The sequence below is a fragment of the Verrucosispora sioxanthis genome, from assembly GCF_010560025.1.
GTDB classification, from domain to species: domain Bacteria; phylum Actinomycetota; class Actinomycetes; order Mycobacteriales; family Micromonosporaceae; genus Micromonospora; species Micromonospora palythoicola.
Genome location: NZ_SAIY01000003.1, coordinates 658,479 through 679,586 on the forward strand (window position 1 = coordinate 658,479; position 21,108 = coordinate 679,586).

14 protein-coding genes and 1 pseudogene are annotated in these 21,108 nt (G+C 71.2%); 8 read left to right on the plus strand and 7 right to left on the minus strand.

What is annotated here, in order from left to right; genetic code table 11:
• Positions 1-152: 152 nt before the first annotated feature.
• On the plus strand, positions 153-1,232 hold the full coding sequence (locus ENC19_RS12265; protein ID WP_164447275.1) for a hypothetical protein: 1,080 nt from the start codon (positions 153-155) through the stop codon (positions 1,230-1,232).
• A 191-nt stretch (positions 1,233-1,423) separates the two neighbouring features.
• Here the strand turns inward: ENC19_RS12265 and treZ are convergent, their stop codons facing one another.
• Genes treZ through glgX form a run of 3 tightly spaced genes read right to left on the minus strand, consistent with a single transcriptional unit; the run spans position 1,424 to position 7,569 of the window.
• Positions 1,424-3,148, minus strand: coding sequence for a malto-oligosyltrehalose trehalohydrolase (gene treZ / locus ENC19_RS12270; protein ID WP_164447276.1), 1,725 nt, complete (start codon positions 3,146-3,148; stop codon positions 1,424-1,426).
• 16 nt (positions 3,149-3,164) lie between these two features.
• Positions 3,165-5,450: a malto-oligosyltrehalose synthase gene (gene treY, locus ENC19_RS12275; protein ID WP_164447277.1), complete on the minus strand. Its 2,286-nt coding sequence runs from the start codon at positions 5,448-5,450 to the stop codon at positions 3,165-3,167.
• A gap of 1 nt (position 5,451) precedes the next feature.
• Positions 5,452-7,569 carry a glycogen debranching protein GlgX gene (gene glgX / locus ENC19_RS12280; protein WP_164447278.1) on the minus strand — a complete coding sequence of 706 codons (2,118 nt, stop codon included), beginning with the start codon at positions 7,567-7,569 and terminating at the stop codon, positions 5,452-5,454.
• 359 nt (positions 7,570-7,928) lie between these two features.
• Between glgX and ENC19_RS12285 the strand changes: the two genes are divergently transcribed.
• Positions 7,929-9,332: a glycosyltransferase family 4 protein gene (locus ENC19_RS12285; RefSeq protein ID WP_164447279.1), complete on the plus strand. Its 1,404-nt coding sequence runs from the start codon at positions 7,929-7,931 to the stop codon at positions 9,330-9,332.
• Between the two features lie 85 nt (positions 9,333-9,417).
• Here the strand turns inward: ENC19_RS12285 and ENC19_RS12290 are convergent, their stop codons facing one another.
• A complete protein-coding gene (locus ENC19_RS12290) occupies positions 9,418-9,903 on the minus strand; it encodes a DinB family protein (protein ID WP_208020870.1) in 486 nt (161 codons plus the stop codon).
• 145 nt (positions 9,904-10,048) lie between these two features.
• On the opposite strand from ENC19_RS12290, the gene ENC19_RS12295 reads away from it, so the two are divergent.
• Positions 10,049-11,290, plus strand: a complete 1,242-nt coding sequence (locus tag ENC19_RS12295) for an IS701 family transposase (RefSeq protein ID WP_216592455.1) — start codon at positions 10,049-10,051, stop codon at positions 11,288-11,290.
• 270 nt (positions 11,291-11,560) lie between these two features.
• Complete coding sequence (locus ENC19_RS12300) at positions 11,561-12,466, plus strand: IS5 family transposase (protein ID WP_164447280.1); 906 nt, start codon at positions 11,561-11,563, stop codon at positions 12,464-12,466.
• An 8-nt stretch (positions 12,467-12,474) separates the two neighbouring features.
• Here ENC19_RS12300 and ENC19_RS12305 read toward each other — a convergent pair whose 3' ends face one another.
• On the minus strand, positions 12,475-12,921 hold the full coding sequence (locus tag ENC19_RS12305; protein ID WP_164447281.1) for a hypothetical protein: 447 nt from the start codon (positions 12,919-12,921) through the stop codon (positions 12,475-12,477).
• A 99-nt stretch (positions 12,922-13,020) separates the two neighbouring features.
• Between ENC19_RS12305 and ENC19_RS12310 the strand changes: the two genes are divergently transcribed.
• The 4 genes from ENC19_RS12310 (at position 13,021) to ENC19_RS12325 (ending at position 17,398) form a co-directional block, all read left to right on the plus strand.
• The gene (locus ENC19_RS12310) at positions 13,021-13,590 is read left to right on the plus strand and encodes a DinB family protein (RefSeq protein ID WP_164447409.1); all 570 of its coding nucleotides are present in this window, start codon (positions 13,021-13,023) and stop codon (positions 13,588-13,590) included.
• Positions 13,591-13,766: 176 nt separating this feature from the next.
• On the plus strand, positions 13,767-14,423 hold the full coding sequence (locus ENC19_RS12315) for a response regulator transcription factor (RefSeq protein WP_164447282.1): 657 nt from the start codon (positions 13,767-13,769) through the stop codon (positions 14,421-14,423).
• 121 nt (positions 14,424-14,544) lie between these two features.
• Positions 14,545-16,644 carry a M14 family zinc carboxypeptidase gene (locus ENC19_RS12320; protein ID WP_164447283.1) on the plus strand — a complete coding sequence of 700 codons (2,100 nt, stop codon included), beginning with the start codon at positions 14,545-14,547 and terminating at the stop codon, positions 16,642-16,644.
• Positions 16,645-16,729: 85 nt separating this feature from the next.
• Complete coding sequence (locus tag ENC19_RS12325) at positions 16,730-17,398, plus strand: fasciclin domain-containing protein (protein ID WP_164447284.1); 669 nt, start codon at positions 16,730-16,732, stop codon at positions 17,396-17,398.
• An 80-nt stretch (positions 17,399-17,478) separates the two neighbouring features.
• On the opposite strand, the gene ENC19_RS12330 is transcribed toward ENC19_RS12325, so the two are convergent.
• Both ENC19_RS12330 and ENC19_RS12335 read right to left on the minus strand, forming a co-directional pair.
• Complete coding sequence (locus tag ENC19_RS12330) at positions 17,479-18,762, minus strand: citrate synthase (RefSeq protein ID WP_164447285.1); 1,284 nt, start codon at positions 18,760-18,762, stop codon at positions 17,479-17,481.
• A 239-nt stretch (positions 18,763-19,001) separates the two neighbouring features.
• A pseudogene (locus ENC19_RS12335) lies at positions 19,002-21,022 on the minus strand (sulfatase-like hydrolase/transferase).
• Positions 21,023-21,108: the final 86 nt, after the last annotated feature.

A 21,108-nucleotide genomic window follows, 5' to 3' on the forward strand; every position in this document is an offset into this window, starting at 1 on the left:
TCACGGATGTGGTGGAGGCCGGCTCAGGAAGGTGCGGGCCGGCAGCACAGGATCTCGTGGTCCGGCCACGGGCAGCGGCGAGGACGGGGCCGGTCGTAGACTGCCCCGGTCGCGCTGCGGCACGGCGCATTGGCACGGGAAGGAAGTCCGTGGTGAGTGACGTGAGCGAATCGGGCGGCGCATCAGCTGCCGCCGGCGCCGAGAGGTCTCCGGGTGGCAGGCGCAGTCGCCGGATCCTGATCCTGGGGGTCGTGACGACCGTGGTGGCGGTGGTGGCGGGCCTGACCGTCTGGGCCATCCGACGGGCACCGGAGACCGCTACGCAAGGTGATCCACCCCGTTCGGCGCCCACCCGATTCGACCCCGGCCAGCAACTGTTCCGCCTCAGCCTGCTACCTGGCCCTGTACACCAGATCCGCTACCAGACCGAGCCGGACATGCACATAATCAACATGGCCGGACGACCCGATGCCCCCCGGAAGAGCGACGAGACGTCGACCGCATCGACCTGGCGCGTCGAGGTCTTGATGGCGGCACGGGACACCGATGTCCATCGTTACGATCGGGAGTACGACCAGGAGGCCGGATGGCGCGTTCCGGGTGAATCCGTCGCGCCGGTACGTGGTCGTCCCGCCTTTCAGAACGAGGGCGGCGTTCTGTCCTGGGAGTACGCGCCGGACGCTTGGATGCGAATTTCGGCGTCTGGTGATGACCCACATGAGATGACGCGTCAGGTGGCCGAGGGCATTCGTTGGGAGACGACGCCACTAGCCTTGCCGGTCCAGGCGATGGAGCTGCCCGACGGTGCCGTGCTCGGCGGTGCCGACCTGCGATGGACCGACGACGAGCTATGGGCCGACGGCGAACCACTGAAGAACTACGCCCACGCCCAGTACGTGTTGCAACCCATCAAGGGTTACGGCGGCTCCCTGAGGCCCGACATTCAGGTCGGCATCAGTACCGAGAGCCTGGCCAGCGGCAGACACAGCGGCACCGACGACGTCACCGTGGCAGGCCGTGCCGCCACCGCGGTCGACTGGGTCAGGACTGGCGTAGGGGTCTACCGGGTGGAACAGCTTCCCGGTGGGTGCGCTGAGTGCGTCGCGGAGACAAGGATCATGAGCCGGCGCGGCAACGAGGCGCTGGGGGGCCGAGACATGATGCTACGGCTGGCGGCCTCGATCCGGCTGGCGGACGGCGTCGAGGATCCCCCCGACTGGCGAGCGCGATGAGTCGACCGGCAACCGCCGCCACCCGTCCCGCCGCGCGTACGCGTGGTGTGGCGGCCACGCCACAGGTGGCTTCCTGCTCGGATCTGGTTCGGCGGCCATAGGGATTTGTGGCAGTGCAGGAAGTCCCGACCCGGCGTGTCGGGTACCGGCACTGCCACAAATCGGTCCACCGACTCCGCAGCAGGGTTGTCTCAGAGCGCCACGATGGCTGCCGTCTCGGCTGGTAGCTCGATGCGGTCGCGTTGCACCGTGACGCCGTTGCCGGTGGCCAGCAGGACGCGACGCGCCACCCCGGGCAGGGTGATCCGCTGTGGCTTGCCGGCCAGGTTCGCCGCGACCAGGCAGCCACCCCGGCGCATCACCAGGAACTGGTCGCCGTGGCGTACCTCCATCGCGAACAGGTGTGGATCCGACAGTTCCGGGCGGGACTTGCGCAGCGCGATCAGGCGGCGGTGGAAGTCGTACATCTCGCGGTGTTCGGGTTTGTCCAGCTCAGCCCAGTCGAGCCGGGACCGGAGGAAGGTCTGCGGGTCCTGCGGGTCCGGCACGTCGCCGGGCGGCCAGCCGTGGGCGGCGAACTCCGCGCGGCGGCCGGAGACGACCGCGGTGGCCAGTTCCGGCTCCGGATGCGAGGTGAAGTACTGCCAGGGTGTCGAGGCGGCCCACTCCTCCCCCATGAACAGCATCGGGGTGAACGGCGCGGTCATCAGCAGGGTCGCACCCACCCGTAGCAACGCCGGGGAGAGCGAGGCCGAGAGGCGATCACCGACGGCCCGGTTGCCGATCTGGTCGTGGTTCTGCAGGTACGCGACGAAGCGGTGGCCGGGCGTGCGCTGGTCGACCGGGCGGCCGTGTTGGCGGCTGCGGAAGGTGGACCAGGTGCCGGTGTGGAAGAAGCCGCCGGTGAGCACCTCCACCAGGCATTCCATGGTGCCGAAGTCGCCGTAGTAGCCCTGCCGTTCGCCGGTGAGCAGGGTGTGCAGGGCGTGGTGGGCGTCGTCGTTCCACTGGGCGTGCAGGCCGTGGCCGCCGGCTTCGCGGGGGGTGATGAGCCGGGGATCGTTGAGGTCGGACTCGGCGATCAGGGACAGCGGGCGGCCCAGGTGGGTCGAGAGGCTCTCGACCTCGACGGCGATCTCTTCGAGCAGGTGCACGGCGCGGGTGTCGGGCATGGCGTGCACGGCGTCCAGGCGCAGCCCGTCGACGTGGTAGTCGCGCAGCCACATCAGCACGCTGTCGATGATGAAGCGGCGCACCCCGTCGGAGTGCGGGCCGTCCAGGTTCACCGCGTTGCCCCAGGGGGTGTTGCGCTCGGCGAGGTACGGCGCGAACTTCGGCGCGTAGGCCCCGGAGGGCCCGAAATGGTTGTAGACGACGTCGAGGATCACCCCCAGACCGCGAGCGTGGGCGGCGTCGACGAACCGTTTCAGTCCGTCCGGTCCGCCGTAGGGTTCGTGCGGCGCGTACCAGCAGACGCCGTCGTAGCCCCAGTTGTGTTCCCCGTTGAACGCGTTCACCGGCAGCAGCTCGACCAGGTCGACACCCAGGTCGACCAGGTGGTCGAGTTTGCCGATCGCCGCGTCGAAGGTGCCCTCCGGGGTGAAGGTGCCGACGTGCAGCTCGTACAGGATGCTGCCGGGCAGCTGCCGGCCGGTCCAGGAACCGTCGGTCCAGCCGAACGCGCCGTGGTCGTAGGTCCGGCTGGGCCCGTGCACGCCGGACGGCTGCCAGGCCGACCGGGGGTCGGGCAGCGGCTGGTCGTCGTCGTCGAGCAGGAACGCGTAGTCGGTGCCGGCGTCGGGCACCTCGACGCGCCACCAGCCGCCCCGGCCGGCCCGCATCTCGTGGTCGGCGACACCGGGCAGGTGCAGCCGTACCCGGGTCGCCTCGGGTGCCCAGACGGTGAACTCGGTCATGACGCAGCCTCCCGGGTCAGGTGGTAGGCACCAGCAGCGCGACGGGATAGGTGGTCAACAGGTCCACGAGACGGACCTGAGAGCCACTGTAGACCCGACCGGTGAACAGGCACGACATCTCTTTAACGGGTAGTGACAGGGTGGTGTCCCGCCAGCCGCCGGCCGCCGCCAGCCGCAGCGGCAGCCGGGTGGCCACGGCGACCGCGCCGCCCCGGTCGAAGGCCACGGCGTGCCGGGCCGCCGGCCCGTGCACGATGAGCGGCTGGTAGTCGCCGAACAGCTCCGGGTGGTCACGACGCGCCCGCAGGGTCCGCGACACCACGAGCAGCTTCGCCGCGCCGGTTTCGTCCACCGCCGGCTGCCAGCCGGCGTCGAGCCGGGCCAGCAGTTCCCGGCGTACGGCGAAGTCGACCGGGCGTCGGTTGTCCGGGTCGACCAGGGAGTTGTCCCACAGCTCGGTGCCCTGGTAGGTGTCGGGTACCCCGGGCATGGCCAGTTGCACGAGCTTCTGCCCCAGCGAGTTCGACCAGCCGGGCGGGGTGATCTCGGCGGCGAAGGCGGCCAGCCCCTCGGTGACGGCCGGGTCGTCGTACATGGCGTCGACCAGGGCGTGCATGGCCCGCTCGAAGGCCGGGTCGGGGTCCGTCCAACTGGTCGAGGCCGCCGCCTCCCGGGCGGCCTTCTCCGCGTACGCGTGCAGGCGCTCGCGTTCGATGGGCCAGGCACCGACGGCGGTCTGCCACAGCAGGTGGGCCAGAGCGGCGTCGGGCAGCGGCACCGCGGCCATCCAGCCGGTGACCGCGTCGGCCCAGCGCTGGGGCAGCTCGGCGAGGACGGCGAGGCGGGCGCGGACGTCCTCGCCGCGTTTGGTGTCGTGGGTGGACAGGGTGGTCATGCTCGCCGGCCAGCGCTCGTGGCGGGCGGCGGCGAAGCGGTGGAACCGCCCGGGCAGGGTGCCGAAGTAGGTGGGGCTGCCGCCGACCTCGTTCAGCGCGATGAACCGGCTCCACCGGTAGTACGCGGTGTCCTCGACGCCCTTGGCCATCACCGCGCCGGTGAACTGCGGGAAGCGGCGGGCCAGTTCGTCGTCGGGGTCGCGGAGCCGGCGGGTGATCGCGTCCAGCGCGCCGGTCAGGTCAGGGCGGCGGCGGCCGGCCTCGGCGCGGGCGTTGGCCAGATGCCGGGCCCCGTCGGGCGGGTAGCCCCGGTAGACGGCGAAGGCGGCGGCGAGTTCGGCGAGGGCGGCGCGGGCGACGTCGGGGTCGACGTCGGGGGCGAGCGCGGCCAGCCGGGTCAGTTCGGCGGCCAGCAGTCGGGTGGCGGCACCGAGTTTCGTGTCGTGGGTCAGGTCGGCCCAGGAGGTGGCCCGGCCAGCGAGGCGGGTGTCCAGGGCGGTGAAGTCGGCCTCGGCGTCGCCGTCGACGAAGAGCCCGCCGACGGCGTCCAGTACGTCGTAGCCGGTGGTGCCGTCGACCGGCCAGCCGGGCAGCTCCTCGCCGTACTCCAGGATCTTCTCCACGATCAGCCAGGCGTCGGGGGCGGCTTCCCGCAGCCGGGCCAGGTAGCCGGCGGGGTCTCGCAGCCCGTCGGGGTGGTCGACCCGGATGCCGTCGACCTCGCCGGCCGCCGCCCAGGCCAGGATCAGCTCGTGGGTGGCGGCGAACACGTCCGGGTCCTCCACCCGCAGCCCGGCCAGGCTGGAGACAGCGAAGAACCGGCGGTAGGTCAGTTCGGCGTCGCCGCGTCGCCAGGACACCAGCTCGTAGTGCTGCCGGTCGTGCACCTCGCGGGCGGTGCCGTCGCCGGTGCCGTCGGCGACCGGGAAGCGGTGCTCGTGGTAGCGCAGCTCCCCGTCGGCGAGCTTGAGGTCGTCGAGCGCGTCGGGGGTGTCGGCGAGCACCGGCAGCAGCAGCCGCCCCCGCTGCCAGTCGACGTCGAACCAGCCGGCGTACGCCGACTCGCGGCCCCGGCGCAGCAGGTCCCACCAGGCCGGGTTGGCTGCCGGCACGGCCACTCCGGCGTGGTTGGGCACGATGTCCACGACCAGACCGAGACCGGCGTCGCGCAGCGCCCGCAGCAGCCGCTGCCGGCCGGCCTCGCCGCCGAGTTCCGGGTTGACCTGCCGGTGGTCGACGACGTCGTAGCCGTGCGCGCTGCCCGGGGCGGCGGCCAGTAGCGGCGCGCTGTAGAGGTGGGTGACGCCGAGGTCGGCGAGGTAGCCGGCGAGGTCGGCGGTGGCGTCCAGGTCGAAGCCGGGGCGCACCTGCACCCGGTAGGTGGCGGTGACGGGCTTCGCGGGCATGTCAGGCCACCCTCTCCAGCACCAGCAGGGAGCGGTCCGGTACGCAGAGCGTGCCGCCGGCCTCCACGGTGGTCCTCTTGTCCTGGTCCGGTTCGGCGGTGCTGATCACCAGTTCCCAACGCTGGCCGAACTCGACCGGCGGGAGGGTGAAGTCCAGCGGCGCGTCGTGGGCGTTGAAGCAGAGCCAGAACGAGGCGTCGTGGTGGCGTTGGCCGTACTGGCCGCGTTCCCGGATGCCCTCGCCGTTGACGAAGAGCGCCACCGAGCGACCGAAGTCGTTGCCCCAGTCCTCGCCGGTCATCTCCCGACCGTCGGGGGTGTACCAGGCCAGGTCGGGCAGCGGCTCGTCGACCTCGCGGCCGTGCACCCGCAGGCCGGTGAAGAAGCGGCGACGCTGGAACACCTGGTGCTGGCGGCGGAACTCGACGAGCCGGCGGGTGAAGTCGAGCAACTCGGTGTCGGCGTCGTCCCAGTCGATCCAGGCCAGTTCGCTGTCCTGGCAGTAGGCGTTGTTGTTGCCCCGCTGGGTGCGGCCCAGTTCGTCGCCGTGACCGATCATCGGTACGCCCTGCGACAGCAGCAGGGTGGCGATGAAGTTGCGGCGCTGCCGGGCGCGCAGGCCGAGCACCCCGGGGTCGTCGGTGTCGCCCTCGACGCCGCAGTTCCAGGAGCGGTTGTGGCTCTCGCCGTCGCGGTTGTCCTCGCCGTTGGCCTCGTTGTGCTTGTCGTTGTACGACACCAGGTCGTTGAGGGTGAACCCGTCGTGGCAGGTGACGAAGTTGATGCTGTGGAAGGGGCGGCGGCCGTCGTCCTGGTAGAGGTCGGCGGAGCCGGAGATGCGGGAGGCGAACTCGGCGAGGGTGGCCGGTTCACCACGCCAGAAGTCGCGGACGGTGTCCCGGTACTTGCCGTTCCACTCGGTCCACTGGGGCGGGAAGTTGCCGACCTGGTAGCCGCCGGGGCCGACGTCCCACGGCTCGGCGATCAGCTTCACCCGGCTGACCACCGGGTCCTGCTGCACCACCTCGAAGAAGGTAGAGAGTCGGTCCACCTCGTAGAACTCGCGGGCCAGGGTGGCGGCCAGGTCGAAGCGGAAGCCGTCGACGTGCATCTCGGTCACCCAGTACCGCAACGAATCCATGATCAGTTGCAGGGAGTGGGGGCTGCGGACGTTGAGGCTGTTGCCGGTGCCGGTGTAGTCGACGTAGTAACGTCGGTCTTCCTCGGACAGCCGGTAGTAGCTGGGGTTGTCGACCCCCTTGAAGCTCAACGTGGGGCCCAGGTGGTTGCCCTCGGCGGTGTGGTTGTAGACCACGTCGAGGATCACCTCGATACCGGCGGCGTGCAACGCCTTGACCATGCCCCGGAACTCCTGCACCTGCTGGCCCAGGTGCCCCAGGGCCGAGTACGCGTGGTGCGGGGCGAAGAAGCCGATGGTGTTGTAGCCCCAGTAGTTGCGCAGCCCGAGGTCGGTCAGGCGGTGGTCGTTGACGAACTGGTGCACCGGCATCAGTTCGATGGCGGTGATCCCGAGCCGGGTCAGGTGTTCGATCATCGGGGGCGAGGCGATGCCGGCGTACGTACCGCGCAGCTCCTCGGGGATGCCGGGCAGCCGCATGGTCAGCCCGCGGACGTGGGCCTCGTAGATGACCGAGTGGTGGTACGGGATACGCGGTGGCGCGTCGTTGCCCCAGTCGAAGTAGGGGTTCACCACCACCGACTTCGGCATGTACGGCGCCGAGTCGTCGGTGTTGATCCGCTCGGGGTCGCCGTGGACGTAGTCGTAGACCGCCGGATCCCACCGCACGTCACCGTCGATGGCCTTGGCGTACGGATCGATGAGCAGCTTGGCCGGGTTGCAACGCAGCCCGTTGGCCGGGTCGTACGGGCCGTGCACCCGGTAGCCGTAGCGCTGGCCCGGCCCTACCCCCGGGATGTACGCGTGCCAGACGTACGCGTCGACCTCCCGCAGCTCGACCCGGCGCTCGTGGCCCACGTCCCACTCGTCGAAGAGGCAGAGTTCGATCTTCTCCGCCACCTCGGAGAAGATCGCGAAGTTGGTGCCCATCCCGTCGTAGGTCGCCCCGAGGGGGTATCGCTCGCCCGGCCAGACCTGCATCTCGCTCCTTCGGCCCACATGTCATGAGCGCGCCCGCACCATGAGCGCACCCGCCGGAGCCACCGGTGATGCGCGCGGCCGTAATGCCCCGCACGGTCCACCGCCAATCCATCCGATCGGGTGAATGCCCGGTGTCCGCGCGACCGAGTGCAGATGAACCCTGCGGTGTCGTCGGTCACTGAGGCCCTCTTCGAGATGCGGGATCGGCCGTCATGACGTTTCCTTGTTCGCGGGCGCGTCGTCCGCGCGCCTACCAGATCCTCGCACCGCCGGCGCGCTCACGCGTGTCCGAAACCCAACCCTGCCCGCTCGCCGCCACCGACGTCGGCGCGTTCCTTCCTGCACGGACGGAGACTGATGTGACCACCCTGCGGGTCGGCGGACGGACCGCCACCGCTCCGGACCGCGTCCACCGCCCCACGCTCACCTCGCGTCCCCAGGTCCCGGCGTCGTCCGGTCCCACCGTCGGGTCGCAGCCCCGCCGCATCCTGATGCTGTCGTGGGAGTACCCGCCGGTGCTCGTCGGCGGGCTGGGTCGACACGTGCACGCCCTGTCGGTGGCCCTGGCCGCCGCCGGTCACCAGGTCACCGTCGTCACCCGCCACACCGACGGCGCCCCGCTGGAGGAGTACGTCGACGGGGTGCGCGTCGTGCGCGCCGCCGAGGACCCGGTGACGTTCCCACTGGCCACCAGCTCGCTGCTGGCCTGGACGATGGCGTTCAACCACACCCTGACCCGGGCCGCGCTGCGCGCCGCCGCCACCGGCGGCTACGACGTGATCCACGCCCACGACTGGCTCGTCGCGCACACCGCGATGACCCTGCGCGACCACCTCGACCTGCCGCTGGTCACCACCATCCACGCCACCGAGGCGGGCCGGCACCAGGGTTGGCTGCCCGAGGAGATGAACCGCACCATCCACGGGGTGGAGCACTGGCTGGGCGGCGAGTCGAACCGGGTCATCGTCTGCTCCGGCTACATGCGCGACGAGGTGACCGGCCTGTTCGGCGTGCCGAACGGGCGGGTCGACGTGGTGCCCAACGGGGTCGAGCCGCACCGCTGGCGGGTCTCCGCCGCCGCCGTGGCGGCGGCGCGGGCCCGGTTCGCCGGGGACGGTCCGCTGGTCACGTTCGCCGGCCGCCTGGTGTACGAGAAGGGCGTGCAGCACCTCATCGCCGGGCTGCCCCGGCTGCGGGAGCGGCACCCGGGGCTGCGCGCGGTGATCGTCGGCGACGGACCGTACCGGAGTGAGCTGGAGGCCGACGTGCATCGGCTCGGCCTCGCCGGCACGGTCAGCCTGCCCGGCTTCCTCGGCGGCACCGACCTGCCCGCGGTGATGGCCGCCTCGGACTGCTTCGCCGTGCCCAGCATCTACGAGCCGTTCGGCATGGTCGCGCTGGAGGGTGCCGCCGCCGGCGCGCCGCTGGCGGTCGCCGAGACCGGCGGGCTGGCCGAGATCGTCGAGCCGGGCGTCACCGGGGTCACCTTCCGGCCGCACGACCCGGACGCGCTCACCGACGCGGTGCACACCCTGCTGTCCGACGCCGAACGCGCCCGGACGCTGGCCCGCCGGGCCCGGGCCATGGTGCACGACCGGTACGGCTGGGCGGCCATCGCCAGCCGTACCGCCTCGACGTACGCCTCGGCGATCGCCCAGGCACCGGCGTTCACCGCCGACCGCGCGGCACGGCAGATGGCGCACGGGCGGGCCCTGCCGGCGATCCCGGACGGCAACCTGCTCGCCGCCGCCGGCCTGCGCTGACCCCTTCTACCACTCGCGCTTGCGTGCGCCCCGACCCGGACCTCGACCGGGTCGGGGCGCTGACCCACCGGCGATCGGGTGGCGGCTATCGGGGCCCGAGGCCGGTCCTGCCGTCGAGCAGCTCGCGCGCCGCGTCGAGATGACCCGCGTGACGTGCGGTTTCCTCGATCATGTGCAGGACGACGCGCCGCAGGTCGGTGATCTCCTCTCCGAGCGGACCGGGGTGCCGCTCGCGTACCGGCGCGGACAGCGGCGTGCCGACGAGGACGGCGTCGGACCGCTCGCACTGGGCCCGGTAGAACTCCAGCACCACCGAGCGCGGTCGGGGCGTGGTCAGCGGCACGTGGTCGTCGTCGGGCCAGGTCAGCGGCTCGGCCGAGCCAAACATGATTTCCTGGAACCAGTGCCGCTCGGCGTAGCCGAGATGCTCCACCAGACCCAGCGGCGTCCACCCGGAGGGCAGCACGGCGGTGGTCAGGGCCGTCGCGTCGAGCCCGTCGATGATCGCGAGGACGCTCACCCGCTGCGCCTTCAGGAACATCGACAGCGCGTTCTTCTCCTCGTCACCCATGCCGTGCATCCCTCTCTTGTCATCCGGTAGCAATCCCGACCGACAGCACTCGTTCACGACCGCCGTCGGCAAACCCCTAGTAGTGCTTTGTTAGGTCGGCGTGTCGCTGGCCGTCGGCGGCGGTTCGGAGTAGTTCGATGTTGCGGTGACCCCTGACGAGCTTTCCGTTGTGCGGCAACGGCTTGAGGCGTTCGCCGCGGATGTGTTCACCCCGTTGGTGCGGTCGGATCAGCGGGCAAAGGGTGGCACGTATCTGCGGGGGCTGCTGTTGGACGGGCGGCGTAAGTCGATGCAGCCGATGGCGGATCGGCTTGGGGTGGATCATCAGGGGTTGCAGCAGTTCGTGACGGCGTCGACCTGGGACACCACGGCGGTGCGGATGCGGCTGGCCGCGCGGGCGGTCGATGTGGTCGAGCCGGTGGCGTGGGTGGTCGACGACACCGGCTTCCCGAAGGACGGCAAGAGTTCGCCGGGTGTGGCCAGGCAGTACTCCGGCACGTTGGGCAAGGTGGCGAACTGCCAGATCGGGGTGAGTGTCCACGCCGTCACCGACACCGCCTCGTGTCCTCTGGACTGGCGGCTCTTCGTGCCGACCTCGTGGGACGACCAAGCCGTTGACGAGGCTGACCGGCCCGCGGTGGCTACTCGCCGGACCCGCTGCGGGATACCCGAGGACGAGCGCCATCGCCCGAAGTGGGCGCTGGTCGTGGGGATGCTCGACGAACTGGCCGAGCACGGCCTGCGCCCGCCACTGCTGGCAGCGGACGCTGGCTACGGAGACAACAGCCAGTTCCGCAGCGCCCTGGACCAGCGGGGAATCGGCTACGTCATGCAGGTCAAAGGCGACGCCCTCGCCCACAAGCCAGAGGTGCAACCGGTGCCGCGGGTGTGGTCCGGGCGTGGTCGCCCACCCATCCGCACCGACCCGCGCTACCCCAAGACGGCGGTCAGCCTGGTCGAGCACATTCGCGCCGCCAGCCGCCAGGCTGCGGAGACGATCACCTGGCGGGAAGGCTCGAAGGGCACGATGAGTTCCCAGTTCGTCTTCCTACGGGTCCGGCCGGCCGGGCATCGCGTCGCCCGTGACCCGGACGGTCTCCTGCCCGAGCGGTGGCTGATCGCCCAGTGGCCGGACGACGAGACCGAGCCGGTCAAGTACTGGCTGTCCAGCCTGCCCGCCACCACCAGCCACACCGATCTTGTCCGCTACGGCAAGATCCGCTGGCGCATCGAACACGACTACCGCGAACTGAAGACCGCCCTCGGCCTGGACCACTTCGAAGGCCGCTCCTGGACCGGCTGGCACCGCCACGTCACCCTGGTCACCGCCGCGCACCTGTTCATCACCGAACTGCGTCTGGACCCAAAAGCGGATGCGCCGGCCTGACCCTCTACACAGTCATCCGCGAGCTGCAACGACTCCTCGCGACCTGGACCGGCGCCTGCATCACCTGCCACCAACCCGTGAAACCGCTACACCGCAACAAACGCCACAGAACCTAACAAAGCACTACTAGGCCCTGTTTCAAAAATGAAACCGTCTGACCGCCTGCCGTTGGCCGCGTTGGTCCGGCGTCGGCGTGTCGGTGATCGATAGACGGCGAGGTCTCCGGTAGAGGGTTCATCGACCAAGACGAACTTTCATACCGGAGACCTCGTGGCCACCTTAGCGGTGACGAGGCGACACGACCTGACCGACGCTCAGTGGGCGGTATTGGAGCCGCTGTTGCCCAGGCCGCGTGGGTCAGGACGTCCGCCGAAGTGGAGCAGACGGCAGTTGATCGACGGGATCCGGTGGCGGACACGGGTCGGCTCGCCGTGGCGGGACGTGCCTGCGTCGTACGGGCCTTGGCAGACCGTCTACGGGTTGTTCCGCAGGTGGCAGCGGGCCGGAGTGTGGCGGGACATGGTCACCGAGCTGCAGGCTCGGGCCGACGCGGCGGGCATGATCACGTGGGACGTCAGCATCGACTCCACCAGTGCCCGCGCTCATCAGCACGCCGCCGGCGCCCGTAACCATGGCCAGGTGCAGGTCGAGCCGCCCGGCGGTGTCGATGACGAACCCGCCGATCACGCCCTGGGCCGGTCACGAGGTGGGTTGACCACCAAGCTTCACCTGGCCTGTGAACAGGGCCGAAAGCCGTTGTCGACCCTGCTCACCGCCGGACACCGCGGCGACAGCCCGCAGTTCGTCCCCGTGCTGGCGGGGATCCGGGTGCCCAGGACCGGCGGTGGCCGGCCCCGCACCCGACCGGACCGGGTCCTGGCCGACAAGGCCTACAGTTCCCGCGCCAACCGGCAGCACCTTGCCCGAAGAGGGATCGCCGCGACCATCCCGATCAAGATCGACCAAGCGGCGAGCCGACGAAGGAAGGGTTCGAACGGCGGGCGGCCACCCACCTTCGATTCCGGCACCTACCGGCAACGCCACGCCGTCGAGTGCGGCATCAACCAGCTCAAACGCAACCGGGCCCTGGCCACCCGCTACGACAAGCTCGCCGTCCGCTACCACGCCACCGTGCACATCGCCACGATCAACGAATGGCTCCGACCCGGCTTATGAAACAGGGCCTAGTCGAGCAGCCAGTGGTGCAGTTGCATGCCGTACGGGGTCAGCGAGAGGACGGCTGTCGCGCACCACAGGGCGGTGCCGATGGCGAGCCAGCGGAACGTGGGCCGATCGCCGATCAGCCTGGTGCGGACGAGGGACACCAGCCCGAGGAGCAGAGCCATCGCGGCGAGCGGATGAACGAACATCGCCACCACGCGGCTGAGTTCGAAGGCCCAGAGCAGTGGATTCCACGCCGAGTCGGGGCCGACCGGCGGGAGGGAGTCCTTCGGATCACCCAACCGCTCCACCCCCGGGCTCAGCAGCGCCGGCAGGTCGTCGACGCGCAGGGCGGCCGTGAGCAGCACACCGAGACTGCCGATCAGCACGGTGGCCAGCATCAACAGTTGGGCCGCCAGTACCACGCGCCCACCGAGCGAGACCGGTCGGACCCGCAGCTGCTGACTCATGGGCGGCACCGTACCGCCCATCCGGTTGATGCGGCAGCCCCGGAGAAGACGGGGCCGCCGGCCGGCAGGGCGACTGGCAGCATGGTGGACATGACGGGGATGGACGGTGGCGAAGTCGACCAGGCGGTGGCCGAGATGGTGCGGGCGCTCACGCCGCACGTGTCGCGGGACTGGCGGGAGCACCGGGCGGGCACCCTGGAGTGGAGTTGCTGGACGACAGCGGCCCACGTCGCCCACGACCTGCTGGCGTACGCGGGTCAGGTCGCGGCCCGGCCGGACGAGGCGTACCTGCCGTTCGACCTGGTCGTCCGGGACGACGCCGCGCCGCGCGATGTTCTCGCCGTGGTCACCGCCTGCGGGCGGCTGTTGGGCGACGCGGTCGGCGCTGCGGATCCGGCCGCCCGTGGCTGGCACTGGGGGGCGACCGACCCGGGTGGCTTCGCCGCACTCGGGGTCAACGAGACGCTCGTGCACACCTGGGACATCGCCCAGGGGCTCGGCATCGACTGGCGGCCACCGGCGGAGCTGTGCGCGGCGGTGCTCGCCCGGCTCTTTCCGCAGGCCCCGGCCGGGGATCCGGTCGATGTGCTGCTGTGGTGCACCGGCCGGGCCGAGCTGGCCGGCCATCCCCGGGTGACGTCCTGGGTGCTGAAGGCCGCCGTCGGCTGACCCGCCCGGCGGGCACACCGCCGGGCGGCACGTGGGACCGCACCCGCCGGGTGCCACCAGACCTGTTCGGGTAGTTCAGTCTGCCGTTACGATCTTGTGTCCACACTGGTCGGCACGGCTGCGCATCCGACACACTCGCAGGCATCCAGCAGCGGTGCGGTCCGAGGAGGGCGCGGGTGCGGGTGCTCCTGGTGGAAGACGACCTGCGCGTCTCGGCGGGGCTCGCGTCGGCGCTGCGGCGGCGGGGGCACGACGTGGTCCAGGCGGTGACGGCCGCCGAGGCGGTCGAGGCCGATCCGGTCGACCTGGTGCTGCTCGACATGAGCCTGCCCGACCGGGACGGTCTGGAGGTGTGTCGGTGGATCCGCCAGCACGACGAGGGGGTCGCGATCATCGCGGTGACCGCCCGGGCGGAGGAGCACGACCGGGTGGCCGGGCTGCGGGCCGGCGCCGACGACTACGTGGTCAAGCCGTTCTCGATGGTCGAGTTGCAGGCGCGCATCGAGGCGGTGATGCGGCGCACCGCCCGTACCGTCCGGCCGGCGACCACGTTGCGGGTCGGCGTGCTGCGCATCGACGTGGACGCCCGGCGGATACGGGTCGGTGATCGCGAGGTCGGCCTGTCCCGTAAGGAGTTCGACCTGCTGGTGGCCCTGGCCCGGCAGGCGGGCACGGTGGTGCCCCGGGACCGGTTGCAGCTCGACGTCTGGCAGACCACCTGGGCCACCCGGCACAACCTGGACGTCCACGTCGCCGCGCTGCGCGGCAAGCTGGACGATCCGGGTCTGGTGGAGACGGTTCGTGGCGTCGGCTACCGGCTGCGCGCCACCTGACTGGCCGACCGGTCGCCGGCAACCTCAGAGCATCCTCAAGAATCCCAGCTCGCGACCCCGTGGCCGGGTGGGGGCGGGTGTGCTGTGCGTACCCAGCCATCCCTCCTGTTTGGAGATCCCCTTGAGATACAGACGGACAACGGCCGGTGTCTTCTCCGCGCTCCTCGCCGTCACCCTCGCGGCGACCGCGCAACCCGCCCGGGCTACGACGGCCGCCGAGCCGAACCAGGTGCAGGGCCTGACCGTGGTGCCGGGCGACGGGTACGCGACCCTGGCCTGGACCCCGGTCGACGGGGCCACCGACTACCAGATCGAGCGCACCCCGGTCGCCGAGGACGGTACCGCCACCGGAGCGCCGGTGATCGTCGGCGTCTGGCGGCCCAACCGGCAGATCAACAACTCGGAGCCGACCTTCGCCGACGCCGGCTTCGCCCCCGGCAACCGGTTCCAGTGGTGGGTCCGCGCCCGCCTCGACGGCACCGCGCAGCCGTACTCGGCCCCGGTCAGCGACATCACCCGGGGGCACTGGGGTGACCCGGACGTGCCCGGCCAGGGCCTGCGTACCCAGTGGGAGACCACGCTGGGCGCGCAGTACACGGACGACGTCGACGAGTACGCCTACACCTCGGCGATCGACGAGCTGAGCGACCGGGTGCGGGTGGTCGAGATCGGCCGCACCGTGCAGGACCGGCCGATCAACATGTTCGTCATCGGTCACCCCACCCCACCGGCCACCCCGGAGGCGGTGGCCGCGACGAACCCCCTGGTGGTCAACTGCAACGTGCACGGCAACGAGCCCGGTGACCGCGAAGCATGCCTGATCATGGCGCGGCAGTTGGCGTTCACCGACGACCCGACCACGCTCGGCCTGCTGTCGAGGACCACCATGCTGATCGTCCCGACGATCAACGGCGACGGTCGGGCGGCCAACAGCCGGGGCAACTCCACCGGGCAGGACCTCAACCGGGACTACTCGCTGATCCGCCAGCCGGAGACCCAGGCGTTCGTCGAGATGGTCCGCGACTACCGGCCGATCGCCAGCTACGACGGTCACGAGTACGGCAACTCCAACACCGGTGACCTGCCGATGCTGCCGCCCCGGCACCAGAACGTCGCGCAGGGGATCTTCGACCAGTCGCAGCACATGATCGAGGGACACATGTACACCCAGGGCGCCCAGGATGGCTGGTGGGCCTGCCCGTACGGGTGCACCGGGGCCAACATCGGTCTGGGCGAGGAGACCATCCTGCGCAACACCCTCGGGCTGAAGAACGTGGTCAACTCCCTGCTGGAGCTGCGCAGTTCGGGCGGGCCGACGCGGCCGGACGAGGGCAACACCGCCAACAACCGCCGGCGCAAGACGTACTCGGCACTGTGGACGTTCCACCAGTTCCTCGCGTATCACGGGGCGAACGTCGGTGCCATCACCGCCGCCCGCGCCGAGGCGATCAGGTTCCAGTCGGCGAACACTGGCCGGATCGTCTTCCGGGGCTCACGCCCGATCGAGGCGTACCCGGCGCCGCACCCGGGTGACACACCGCCGCCGCTGGACGCACCGAGTGCGGACCAGATCCTGGCGCAGCCGCCGTGCGCGTACAAGCTCACCGAGGAGCAGTACCACGGTGCGCGTACCGATGGTCCGGCGGGCCGGCGGACCACGGTGGCCGAGCGGCTCGCCGCGCACGGTTGGCGGGTGGTCAAGGTGGCTGGCGGGTACCTCGTACCGCTGTCCCAGCCGGAGCGGGGGCTGGTGCCGTTGCTGCTCGACGAGCAGGCCGCCGAGGGCCTGGCGGCCGGAGAGCGGATCGCGCCCACGCTCACCGGCACCCACAACGGCCCGCTGACGGTCACCGGCGTGGCCTGCCTCGCCGACGCCACCGTCCGGGGTCCGGTCCGGGTCCGGCCCGGCGCCACCCTGATCGTCAACGGTGGCTCGATCAACGGTCCGGTGGACGCCGGCGGCGCGGCCGGTTTCGTGCTGACCGCCAGCACCGTCAACGGCCCGGTGAACGTCACCGGCACGACCGGTCCGGTCCTGCTGGTCGGCAATCGGATCAGCGGCCCGGTCAACGTGGTCAACAGCGCGGGCGTCGCCCCGCTGCTGGCCGGCAACACTGTCAACGGTCCCCTGGGCTGCACCGGCAACACCGCCGCCCCGGTGAACATCGAGGTCGCCAACGCGGTCAGCGGCCCACGGTTCAACCAGTGCGCGCGGCTGTGATCCGTCGAGCCTGACCCCTGTCGTACCGGCGGGCCGGACCCGCGCCCGGCCCGCCGGTACGTCCCGACGCAGGAGTGGAGACACCATGACCGACACCGACTCCGCGACCGCGAGGCCGGCATTGCGCCGGACCCTGCCGATCGCCGGTGCCGCCCTCGCCGCCGTGCTGCTCGTCGTGGTCGGTGGCACCGCCGACGGCGGCACCGGCGCGGCCGAAGCCGGGCCGACCGGAACCACCGTGACCGGGCCGCTGTGCGATCTGCTGCCCGCCGGCGCCGAACCGGGCAACCCCGCCTCGCTCGCCGACCAGCCCGCCGGCGAGGCGCTGCGGTGGATTCCCGTGCTCACCACCTTCGAGGCGGCGGTACGCGCCACCGGCCTCGCCGAGGAGTTGACGCGGGAGGTGACCATCCTGGCTCCCACCGACGACGCGTTCGCCGGCAAGTTCTCCCGGACCAATCTCGACGAGCTGCTGCTGCGCGACACCGACGAGCTGCGCGGGTTGCTGCGCGATCATCTGGTCGCCGGGGCGCTGCCGGTGGCCGGGCTGGTCGCCGCCGGCACGGTGACCACGGTCGCCGGCACCCGCCTCACCGTCACCGGTGTCGGGCCGGGCGCCCGCCTCGGCGACCAGGCCGAAACGGTGTGCGCCGACTACCGGGCCGGCGCCGCCCGCATCCACGTCATCAACGAGGTGCTCGGCGACCTGCCCACCACCGCCGGTCAGGACGACGACGGTCATCCGGCGCACTGAACACCGCACGACGACGGCCGCCGTACCCGTGATCCGGGTGCGGCGGCCGTCGTTGTGCGACTGGGTCGGGTTGCTCGCGGTCAGCGCTGCTCGACGGGGAGGTAGTTCCGCTCGGCGGAACCGGTGTAGACCTGCCGCGGACGGCCGATCTTGGTCTCCGGGTCGTTGATCATCTCGCGCCACTGGGCGATCCAGCCCGGCAGCCGACCCAGGGCGAACAGCACGGTGAACATCTTCGTCGGGAAGCCCATGGCCTTGTAGATCAGGCCGGTGTAGAAGTCGACGTTCGGGTAGAGCTTGCGCGAGACGAAGAAGTCGTCCGCGAGGGCGATCTCCTCCAGCTGCATCGCGATGTCCAGCAGCGGATCCGGCTTGGCCATCCGGCCGAGCACGTCCTGCGCCGCCTGCTTCACGATCGCGGCCCGCGGGTCGTAGTTCTTGTAGACCCGGTGGCCGAAGCCCATCAGCTTGACGCCGTCCTGGCGGTCCTTCACCTTGCGGACGAACGACTGCACGTCACCGCCGTCGGCCTGGATGCGCTCCAGCATCTCCAGCACCGCCTGGTTGGCGCCGCCGTGCAGCGGGCCGAACAGCGCGTTGACGCCGGCCGAGACCGAGGCGAACAGGTTGGCGTTGCTGGAGCCCACCAGCCGCACCGTCGAGGTGGAGCAGTTCTGCTCGTGGTCGGCGTGCAGCACGAAGAGCATGTCCAGCACCCGGGCGATCACCGGGTCCACCTCGTACGGCTCCGCCGGCACACCGAACGTCATCCGCAGGAAGTTCTCCACGTAACCCAGGGAGTTCTCCGGGTACAGCAGCGGCTGCCCGATCGCCTTCTTGTACGCGTACGAGGCGATGGTGGGCACCTTCGCCATCAGCCGGACCGTGGACATCTCCACGTGCTCGGCGTCGAACGGGTCGAGGCTGTCCTGGTAGAAGGTGGAGATGGCGCTGACGGCCGAGGAGAGCACCGCCATCGGGTGGGCCTCCCGGGGGAAGCCGTCGAAGAAGCGCCGCATCTCCTCGTGCAGCAGGGAGTGCCGACGGATCCGCTCGGTGAACTCGGTCAGTTCCTGGGTGGTCGGCAACTCGCCGTAGATCAGCAGGTAGGAGACCTCCAGGAAGGAGCTCTTCTCGGCCAGCTGTTCGATCGGGTAGCCCCGGTAACGCAGGATGCCCGCGTCACCGTCGATGTAGGTGATCGCGGACGAACAGGCGGCGGTGTTGACGAACCCCGGGTCGTACGTCGTCAGCCCGGTTTCCTTCAGCAGCTTGCCCACACCGATCCCGCCGGGGCCCTCGACCGCGGAATGTACCGGCATCGACAGCTGCCCGCCGGGGTGATCGAGCTTGACTTCCGTCATGTGGTTCCTCGCTTCGCCGGCAGATCTACGTTGAATTGCCTTCGCTTCTACCGTAATTGCGGTTGCGGCAACACCGCCCCTCGTGGTTCGGCGGTGAGGCATGCGTCACCCGATTCCCGACCGAAGCGCTGGGAAACCCGGACGACGGGGACGGAAAGCCACGAAAGGCACACGTAATGTGCAACCAGGCGACGTGATCGGGACCGAAACGGCACGTACCGGCCGCGCCGTCCGGCCGGTCAGGAGATCGACAGCTGACGCAACCGACCGTCGGGGCCGACCAGGTAGAGATCGAGCCGGTTGGCGCCGGCCCGGAAGAGACGGTCGTCGGCGAGCAGGGCCGCGAAGCGTCGGCCGCCCGGATCCGGGGCGACCACCGGCACCACCGTCGCGACCGTACCGTTGACGGCCACCGCCAGTTCGGTGCCGTCGGTGACCTCGTCGCCGACGGTCCCCCAGATCATGCCGGGCAGCACACCCTCGTCGGGATCGACGGCGCGGAAGGCGCCCAGCCCGCCGACCCGGGCGCTGCCGGCGGCCGGAGCCGCACCCACGGCGGTGCCGACCAGCCGGTGCGGGGTGCCGGTGGCGGCGCGACCGGCACCCCGCCGCTGATCGGCATCGGTTGCGACGGCCGGTCGTAGAAGACCTTGCCCGCGTCGGTGCGGGGCGCCTGCAGGGCGGACCGACCGTCGACCCGCCAGGGCAGCCTGATGGCGGCCTCCTCGGCGACCGTCGGCAGCAGGTCGACGTGTTGCCAGTTGCGGTCGTCGACCCGCCCACCGCGCTGGCCGGGTGTCTTGACGAACAGCGGCACCCAGGCCACCTCGTCGGCGGCGGCCCGGATCGCGTCCTCGCCGCGCCCCTGCACCCCCTTGGTGAAGCTGACCCCGTGGTCGGCGGTGACCACCACCAGCGCCTCGTCCCACAGGCCGCTGGCGCGCAGCGTACGCATCGTCTCGCCGATCAGCCGGTCGGTGTAGCCGAGCTGGGCGAGATGCCGGGCGCGGGCCAGGTCCACCCAGCCGTCACCCTCGTTGGGGAAGTCCTCCGGGGCCTCGTACCGCGCGCCGGACGGCAGGAACGCCCACGGCGAGTGGGGCATCAACAGGTGCAGGAAGTGCAGCGTCGGTCGCGCCGACGGGGTCAGTCCGTTGAGAAAGCTGGTGAACCGGGCCGGCTGGTTGACGTTGAGGCTGTCCCAGCGGAACTTCGGGTCGGTCGGCACCGGCTCGGCGGCGTCGATACCGGCCTCCTCCGCGGTGCGCTCGCGGTAGGAGTCCTCCGGGTCGATCCGACTGTCGTGCGGCGCGGTCAGCTGACGCAGCAGCCCTGCCGTCTCCCGCACCAGCACACCGACCCCCTGCTCCGGCGTGACCGGCTGCTCGCAGCGGCTCGGTGGGCAGAGCCGGGTGATGCTCTCCTCCGCGCGGATGTCGTAGAGCCCGCCGAAGGCGGTGAAGAGGTTGTCCGGGTAGTGCGAGTAGTGCGGGGCGAACGGCTCCGCCGGGTAGCGGCCGGTCAGCATCGCCGGCAGCGCGTACGGTGTCCATCCGCTGACTCCGGTCGCGTTGCGATACCAGGTCGAGGCGGCGGCCAGCTCGGCGAAGTGCGGGAACCGGGCCGCGTCGACGCCACCGGCGGCGTCGAGCAGGGAGACCAGCGGAAGCTCGTCGAGGATCAGCATGACCACCGGCGGGTGCCGGTTGCCGGTCGCCGTGCCCGCCACGCCGCCGTCGCCGAGCGGCAGCACCACCGGCCCGGTCGGCGAGGCGAACAGGAACAGCCCGACGAAGATCGGCGGTCCGACGGCCGCCAGGCGCAGCGCCCGGCCGAGGGCCGTCCAGCGCCGGTGGGCGACGGCCGCGCCGGCACCGACCGTCGCCGCCACCAGCAGCAGCGGTACGCCCCGCAGCGGCGTGGTGTGCCGGCCCACCTGCACCGCCAGCGCGGCGACCAGCAGCCCGAGCAGCAGGCTGTGCGTCACTGCGCGCGCCGCGGCTCCGGCCAGACCGGCGAGCAGACCCACCAGCCCGAGCGCCACCGTCGGCACCACCGCGACCAGGGCCACCAGCAGCAGGATCTCACCCCGGTCGGCGCGGTGGAACAGGAAGAAGTCCGGGCTGCGGCCGAGGATGTCCAGCAGCGGTTGGGTGACCACCAATCCGACCAGCGCGGTGACCTCCAGCAGCCGCCGGCCCTCGGCCCGCCAGCCGGCCCGGCCCCGCCACCCTCGCCGGCGGTTGACCGGCGCTCCGATCGGTCCGGCGTGGACGGATCCTCGTGGCGCCGGATCGTCACCGCTCGCGGTGTCCGGACGTGCGGCACCGGGGTCGGGTAGGCCGG

Bases quoted from the DNA above. Each gene is read 5' to 3' on its own strand.
- treZ (WP_164447276.1), bottom strand. From the start codon at position 3,148: ATGACCGAGTTCACCGTCTGGGCACCCGAGGCGACCCGGGTACGGCTG.
- treY (WP_164447277.1), bottom strand. From the start codon at position 5,450: ATGCCCGCGAAGCCCGTCACCGCCACCTACCGGGTGCAGGTGCGCCCC.
- ENC19_RS12325 (WP_164447284.1), top strand. From the start codon at position 16,730: ATGACCGACACCGACTCCGCGACCGCGAGGCCGGCATTGCGCCGGACC.
- ENC19_RS12305 (WP_164447281.1), bottom strand. From the start codon at position 12,921: ATGAGTCAGCAGCTGCGGGTCCGACCGGTCTCGCTCGGTGGGCGCGTG.
- ENC19_RS12310 (WP_164447409.1), top strand. From the start codon at position 13,021: ATGGACGGTGGCGAAGTCGACCAGGCGGTGGCCGAGATGGTGCGGGCG.
- ENC19_RS12290 (WP_208020870.1), bottom strand. From the start codon at position 9,903: ATGGGTGACGAGGAGAAGAACGCGCTGTCGATGTTCCTGAAGGCGCAG.
- ENC19_RS12330 (WP_164447285.1), bottom strand. From the start codon at position 18,762: ATGACGGAAGTCAAGCTCGATCACCCCGGCGGGCAGCTGTCGATGCCG.
- glgX (WP_164447278.1), bottom strand. From the start codon at position 7,569: ATGCAGGTCTGGCCGGGCGAGCGATACCCCCTCGGGGCGACCTACGAC.